The sequence below is a fragment of the Streptomyces sp. NPDC046881 genome (genome assembly GCF_040645015.1).
In the GTDB taxonomy this organism is placed as follows: domain Bacteria; phylum Actinomycetota; class Actinomycetes; order Streptomycetales; family Streptomycetaceae; genus Streptomyces.
This window is the reverse complement of sequence record NZ_JBEYXJ010000065.1, coordinates 41,048-47,620: the sequence shown is the minus strand read 5'-3', so window position 1 is coordinate 47,620 and position 6,573 is coordinate 41,048. Positions and strand designations below refer to the sequence as shown.

Sequence of the window (6,573 nt, the reverse complement as noted above, 5' to 3'; positions counted from 1 at the left end):
TTTTGTGGTGGGCCCGTCTCTTCCCCCCCTGCGTCCCCCACCCCCCCACTGCGCCCGCGTCGTTTGCGGCCCGCCGTCAATCGACGGGACATCGGCGCGGGCCGGCGGGCAGGCTGAAGGCACCGGGGCAGCCGCGGAGCCCGATCGGTCACCGAGCGGTCGGTGACACCAACTGATCAGTCAGCGTCCCGAGAAGGCGATCCGCCATGAGCATCACCCAGCAGTACCTCCTCGACAGCTACCGGGCCCGTCTGCACGACGAGCCCGAACCGCCCGCGCCGGGCCGCCACGACCTCGGCCTCGCCCGCGAACTGCGCGACTACCGGCGCTTCCGCGCGGTCGTCGCCGGGCGCCCGGCGCGCGGGCGGCTCCGGCGCGCGCTGGCCCGCCGGCTGCGCCCCCACGCACTCAGTTAGCCCCGGGGCCGCGCGCGGTCAGCAGCGGGCCCTCGCGCGGTCACGCCGGGCCCGGCAGGCGGTCCACGAAGTCCCGTACGGCCGCGCGGACGTCGTCGGCCGTCCACTCCAGGCCGGTGGAACGCACGACGACCTCCGTGAACGCGAGGCCGGGACCGCCCTCGTCCCAGGCGTTCGCGAAGAGCAGCACCGACGTCTCCTCGGCCTGCCGCACGGCCGCCTCGGCCGCCACCCCGGGCCCGTACGGCAGCCAGACCTGGAACTCGTGGGTGTGCGGCACCTCCGGGTGGACGCGGGCCCAGGGCACCCCGGCCGCCGCGAACCCCTCGCGCAGCGCGGCGGCCACCACGCGCGCGTGCCGGACGTACTCCGGCAGCCGGGGCAGCTCGCGCTCCAGGCCGATCAGCGCGGACAGGGCGGTCGGGAACTGCTGGAAGACCATGCCGCCGTACCGGTGCCGCCAGGTCTTCGCCTCCTCCACCAGCGTCCTGGGGCCGGCGAGCGCGGCGCCGCCGAAACCGCCGACGGACTTGTAGAGCGACACGTAGACGCTGTCGGCGAGGCCCGCGATGTCCTGGAGGGAGCGCCCGAAGTGCTCGGTGCACTCCCACAGGCGCGCGCCGTCGAAGTGCACCACCGCGTCGCGTTCCCGGGCCGCCTCGACGACCTCGGTCAGCTCCTCCCACGTGGGGAGCACGAAACCGGCGTCCCTGAGCGGCAGTTCCAGCATGAGCGCCCCGAAGGGCTCCTCGACGTCGCGTATCTCGGCCGCCGTGGGCAGCCGGTGCCCGTCGCCGACCCTGATCGGGCGCAGGCCGCTGACCTGGCTGAAGGCGTGCCGCTCGTGCACCTCGGGGTGGGAGATGGGGTGCAGGGCCACCGCGGTGTCGCCGGTGCGGGCCGCCCAGCAGCGCAGGGCCACCTGCTGGGCCATCGTGCCCGTCGGGAAGAACGCGGCGGCCTCCGTGCCGAGCAGCGCGGCGATCCGCTCCTCCAGGGCCGCCACGATCCGGTTGCCGTAGACGTCGGCCGGCTCGTCCAGGTCGTAGACCTCCTCCGCCGCGTCCATCAGGTGCGTGAGCCGGTCGCGGATCGAGCCTCCCCAGTCCGCGCGGGACAGCACGCGCCGTGCCTGGCGCTGGGCCGCCGAGCGCCGCTCCCGCAGCCGTTCCCGCGTCCGCTGTTCCGTGTCCTGCCCGGCGTCCTGCCCCGCGCCCTCCCCGGTGTCCCGCCCCGCGCCCTGTCCCGTGCCCTGCTCAGCCGTGTCGGTCATGCCGTGGATCATGTCGCGCCGCGGCCGGGAGGACACCGGAATTTCCCCGCGCGCGGGCGCCGTCGGGTGCGTGGCGAAACCCACAGCCTGTGGACAGCCGGCCGCCGCCGCACCCGATAGCGTTAACATGACGAGAAATCGTCCGGTACCCAGAGCGGACTGGAACGGGAAGGCCTCCGTCGCGTGAGTACAGTCCACCAGCCAGACCTCAAGGACCGCCCCGCGCGGCTCACCGTCGGCGTCGTCGGCGCCGGCCGCGTGGGCCCCGCACTGGCCGCGTCCCTCCAGCTCGCCGGGCACCGCCCGGTGGCCGTCTCCGGAGTCTCCGACGCCTCCCGCAGGCGCGCCGAGACGATGCTCCCGGACGTCCCGCTGGTGCCGCCCGCCGAGGTCCTCCAGCGCGCCGACCTGGTGCTGCTCACGGTTCCCGACGACGCCCTGCCCGGCCTGGTCGCCGGACTCGCCGAGACCGGCGCGGTACGGCCCGGACAGCTGCTGGTGCACACCTCCGGCCGGTACGGCACCAAGGTCCTCGACCCCGCCCTGCGCGCGGGCGCGCTGCCGCTGGCGCTGCACCCGGCGATGACCTTCACCGGCACGCCGGTGGACGTCCAGCGCCTCGCGGGCTGCTCCTTCGGCGTCACCGCGCCCGAGGAGCTGCGGCTGGCCGCCGAGGCCCTGGTCATCGAGATGGGCGGCGAGCCGGAGTGGATCAGCGAGCAGAACCGCCCGCTCTACCACGCGGCCCTCGCGCTCGGCGCCAACCACCTGGTCACCCTGGTCGCCCAGTCCATGGAGCTGCTGCGCACGGCCGGCGTGACGGCCCCCGACCGGATGCTCGGCCCGCTGCTCGGCGCCGCCCTCGACAACGCCCTGCGCTCCGGTGACGCCGCCCTGACGGGGCCGGTCGCGCGCGGGGACGCCGGTACGGTCGCCGCGCACGTCACCGAGCTGCGCAGGCACGCCCCGCAGACCGTGGCCGGCTACCTGGCGATGGCCCGCGCGACCGCGGACCGCGCGCTCGCGCACGGCCTGCTGAAGCCGGAGCTGGCCGAGGACCTTCTCGGGGTACTCGCCGACGCGGGCCACGCGGGCCCCGGCAGCCGGGGAGGCGACGGCACCGGCGGCCCGCACGGCACCGACGGGACGAACGGCACCGACGGGACGACCGGCACCGAGGGGAACGACCGATGACCACCGCCCTGCTGAGCACCGCCGGAGAGCTGCACGCGCGCGTGCGGCACGGCCGCCGCGCCGTCGTGATGACCATGGGCGCCCTGCACGAGGGCCACGCGACCCTGATCCGCACCGCGCGGGAGATCGCCGGCCCGGACGGCGAGGTCGTCGTCACCGTCTTCGTGAACCCGCTGCAGTTCGGCGCGGGGGAGGACCTCGACCGCTACCCGCGCACCCTGGACGCCGACCTGAAGCTGGCCGAGCAGTCCGGCGCCGACGCCGTGTTCGCGCCCTCCGCGGACGAGGTCTACCCGGGCGGCGAACCCCAGGTGCGCATCACCGCGGGCCCCATGGGCGAGCGCCTGGAGGGTGCCTCGCGGCCCGGGCACTTCGACGGCATGCTCACCGTCGTCGCCAAGCTGCTGCACCTCACCCGCCCCGACGTCGCTCTGTTCGGGCAGAAGGACGCCCAGCAGCTGGCCCTGATCCGGCGCATGGTGCGGGACCTGAACTTCGGCGTCGAGATCGTCGCCGTACCGACCGTGCGCGAGGAGGACGGGCTCGCCCTGTCCAGCCGCAACCGCTACCTCGCGCCGGACGAGCGGCGTACCGCGCTCGCGCTGTCCCGCGCGCTGTTCGCCGGCCGGGACCGGCACGCGGCGCAGGAGGCGCTGCGCGCGCGGGCCCGGGAAGTGCCCTCCACGCACGCGCGTGCCGAGGCGCTGAGCGCCATAGGCGAGTCCCGCGCGGCGGCCGACGCGCACGCGGTGGCCACCGCCGCGCCCGGTGGTCCGGCGGCCGTCCGCGCCGCCGCCCGCCAGGTGCTGGACGAGGCCGCCCGCCTCGACCCGCCGCTGAAGCTGGACTACCTCGCGCTGGTCGACCCCGCCGACTTCACCGAGATCGGCGACGACTTCACCGGCGAGGCCGTCCTCGCCGTCGCCGCCCGGGTCGGTTCGACCCGGCTGATCGACAACCTCCCCCTCACCTTCGGAGCCGCCTCGTGACCAGCACAGGCATACGACTGCACGCGCCCGCACCCGGCTGGGCCATCTCCGCGGACGTGGTCGTCGTCGGCTCCGGGGTGGCGGGTCTGACCGCGGCCCTGCGCTGCGAGGCCGCCGGGCTGACCACGGTCGTCGTCACCAAGGCCCGCCTGGACGACGGCTCGACGCGCTGGGCGCAGGGCGGTATCGCCGCCGCCCTCGGCGAGGGCGACACCCCCGAGCAGCACCTGGCCGACACCCTGGTCGCGGGCGCGGGCCTGTGCGACGAGGAGGCCGTACGGATCCTCGTCACCGAGGGACCCGACGCGGTGCGGCGGCTCATCGACACCGGTGCGCACTTCGACGAGTCCTCCGAGGGAGAACTGGAACTCACCCGCGAGGGCGGCCACCACCGCCGCCGGATCGCGCACGCCGGCGGCGACGCCACCGGCGCGGAGATCTCCCGGGCCCTCGTCGAGGCCGTCCGCGCGCGCGGGCTGCGCACCATCGAGAACGCGCTGGTGCTGGACCTGCTGACGGACGCCGAGGGCCGTACGGCCGGCGTCACCCTGCACGTGATGGGCGAGGGCCAGCACGACGGCGTGGGCGCCGTGCACGCGCCCGCCGTGGTCCTCGCGACCGGCGGCATGGGCCAGGTGTTCTCCGCGACCACCAACCCCTCCGTGTCGACCGGCGACGGCGTGGCGCTGGCGCTGCGCGCGGGCGCGGAGATCAGCGACCTGGAGTTCGTGCAGTTCCACCCGACCGTGCTGTTCCTCGGCGCGGACGCGGAGGGGCAGCAGCCGCTGGTCTCGGAGGCGGTCCGCGGCGAGGGCGCCCACCTGGTCGACGCGGACGGCGTGCGCTTCATGGTGGGGCAGCACGAGCTGGCCGAGCTGGCGCCGCGGGACATCGTCGCCAAGGGCATCACGCGGCGGATGCAGGAGCAGGACGCCGAGCACATGTTCCTGGATGCCCGGCACTTCGGCGCCGCCATGTGGGAGCACCGTTTCCCGACCATCCTGGCCGCCTGCCGGGCCAACGGCATCGACCCGGTCACCGAGCCCGTCCCGATCGCCCCGGCCGCCCACTACGCCTCCGGAGGCGTCCGCACCGACGCCCGCGGCCGGACCACCGTGCCCGGCCTGTACGCGTGCGGCGAGGTCGCGTGCACCGGTGTGCACGGCGCCAACCGGCTCGCCTCGAACTCCCTCCTGGAGGGGCTCGTCTACGCCGAGCGGATCGCCGCCGACATCGCCGCGGCCCACGCCGACAGCGGCCTCCACGCGCGCGTGCCCGCACCGGTTCCGGACCCCGGCGAGCCGGCGCACCCGCTGCTCGCCCCCGAGGCCCGGTTCGCCATCCAGCGGATCATGACCGAGGGCGCCGGCGTGCTGCGCTCCGAACAGTCCCTCGCCAAGGCCGCGGACCAGCTGCAGAAGCTGCACGCCGAGGCCCGGGACGCGCTCCAGGAGAACGGCAAGACCGCCGAGCCCGGCGTGGACACCTGGGAGGCGACGAACCTCCTGTGCGTGGCCCGGGTCCTGGTCACCGCCGCCCGGCTGCGCGAGGAGACCCGCGGCTGCCACTGGCGCGAGGACCGTGCCGAGCGCGACGACACCGACTGGCGGCGCCACATCGTCGTACGGCTCAATCCCGACCGGTCGCTGGCCGTACGCACCACCGACACCGCAGACTTCCCCCCTATCCGGTAACAGCGCCCCAGGAGCAGTGACAGACGTGAGCACCGACGACCTTCCCCTCGCCTCGACCGGCGGCTGCGGCGACGGCTGCGCCTGCGGCGCCGAGGGTGACGAGGAGTACCTGGAGTGCGGGCTCGACCCCGCGCTCGCCGAGCTGCTGGCCGCTGCCGGACTCGACCCGGTCGAGGTCGAGGACGTCGCCAACGTCGCCATCCAGGAGGACCTGGACGGCGGTGTCGACGTGACGACCGTGTCGACCATCCCCGAGGACGCGGTGGCCACCGCCGACTTCACCGCGCGCGAGGCGGGCGTCGTGGCCGGCCTCCGGGTCGCCGAGGCCGTGCTCTCCGTGGTCTGCACGGACGAGTTCGAGGTCGAGCGGCACGTGGAGGACGGCGACCGGATCGAGGCCGGGCAGAAGCTGCTGTCGGTCACCACGCGCACACGTGACCTGCTCACCGCCGAGCGCAGCGCCCTGAACATCCTGTGCCGGCTGTCCGGCATCGCGACCGCCACGCGCGCGTGGGCGGACGCCCTGGAGGGCACCAAGGCGCGCGTGCGAGACACCCGCAAGACCACGCCGGGCCTGCGGTCGCTGGAGAAGTTCGCCGTCCGCTGCGGCGGGGGCGTCAACCACCGCATGTCGCTCTCGGACGCGGCCCTGGTGAAGGACAACCACGTGGTCGCCGCCGGCGGCGTCGCGCAGGCCTTCAAGGCCGTGCGGGAGGCCTTCCCCGACGTGCCGATCGAGGTCGAGGTCGACACCCTGCACCAGCTGCGCGAGGTCGTGGACGCGGGCGCCGACCTGATCCTGCTGGACAACTTCACGCCCGGCGAGTGCGAGGAGGCCGTCGGCATCGTCGGCGGCCGGGCGCTGCTGGAGGCCTCAGGGCGGCTGACGCTCGCCAACGCGCGCGCGTACGCCGAGACCGGCGTGGACTTCCTGGCCGTGGGCGCGCTCACGCACTCCTCGCCGATCCTGGACATCGGCCTGGACCTGCGCGAGGCGGAGTAACGGC

The 6,573-nt window shown here is 75.2% G+C and carries 6 protein-coding genes; 5 read left to right on the top strand and 1 reads right to left on the bottom strand.

Annotated elements, in window-relative coordinates; translation table 11 throughout:
* Nucleotides 1-206: 206 nt before the first annotated feature.
* Nucleotides 207-416, top strand: coding sequence for a hypothetical protein (locus tag ABZ923_RS26775; protein WP_361476241.1), 210 nt, complete (start codon nucleotides 207-209; stop codon nucleotides 414-416).
* Nucleotides 417-456: 40 nt separating this feature from the next.
* Here the strand turns inward: ABZ923_RS26775 and ABZ923_RS26770 are convergent, their stop codons facing one another.
* Nucleotides 457-1,689 carry an aminotransferase class I/II-fold pyridoxal phosphate-dependent enzyme gene (locus ABZ923_RS26770; protein ID WP_361476239.1) on the bottom strand — a complete coding sequence of 411 codons (1,233 nt, stop codon included), beginning with the start codon at nucleotides 1,687-1,689 and terminating at the stop codon, nucleotides 457-459.
* Nucleotides 1,690-1,872: 183 nt separating this feature from the next.
* On the opposite strand from ABZ923_RS26770, the gene ABZ923_RS26765 reads away from it, so the two are divergent.
* From ABZ923_RS26765 to nadC, 4 genes are read left to right on the top strand one after another with little or no spacing between them, the layout of a single operon-like run.
* Complete coding sequence (locus ABZ923_RS26765; RefSeq protein WP_361476237.1) at nucleotides 1,873-2,883, top strand: DUF2520 domain-containing protein; 1,011 nt, start codon at nucleotides 1,873-1,875, stop codon at nucleotides 2,881-2,883.
* On the top strand, nucleotides 2,880-3,872 hold the full coding sequence (gene panC, locus ABZ923_RS26760; protein ID WP_361476235.1) for a pantoate--beta-alanine ligase: 993 nt from the start codon (nucleotides 2,880-2,882) through the stop codon (nucleotides 3,870-3,872). The genes ABZ923_RS26765 and panC overlap by 4 nt, the downstream gene beginning before the upstream one ends.
* Complete coding sequence (locus tag ABZ923_RS26755) at nucleotides 3,869-5,566, top strand: L-aspartate oxidase (protein WP_361476233.1); 1,698 nt, start codon at nucleotides 3,869-3,871, stop codon at nucleotides 5,564-5,566. The genes panC and ABZ923_RS26755 overlap by 4 nt, the downstream gene beginning before the upstream one ends.
* Before the next feature lie 25 nt (nucleotides 5,567-5,591).
* Complete coding sequence (gene nadC / locus ABZ923_RS26750; RefSeq protein ID WP_361476231.1) at nucleotides 5,592-6,569, top strand: carboxylating nicotinate-nucleotide diphosphorylase; 978 nt, start codon at nucleotides 5,592-5,594, stop codon at nucleotides 6,567-6,569.
* Nucleotides 6,570-6,573: the final 4 nt, after the last annotated feature.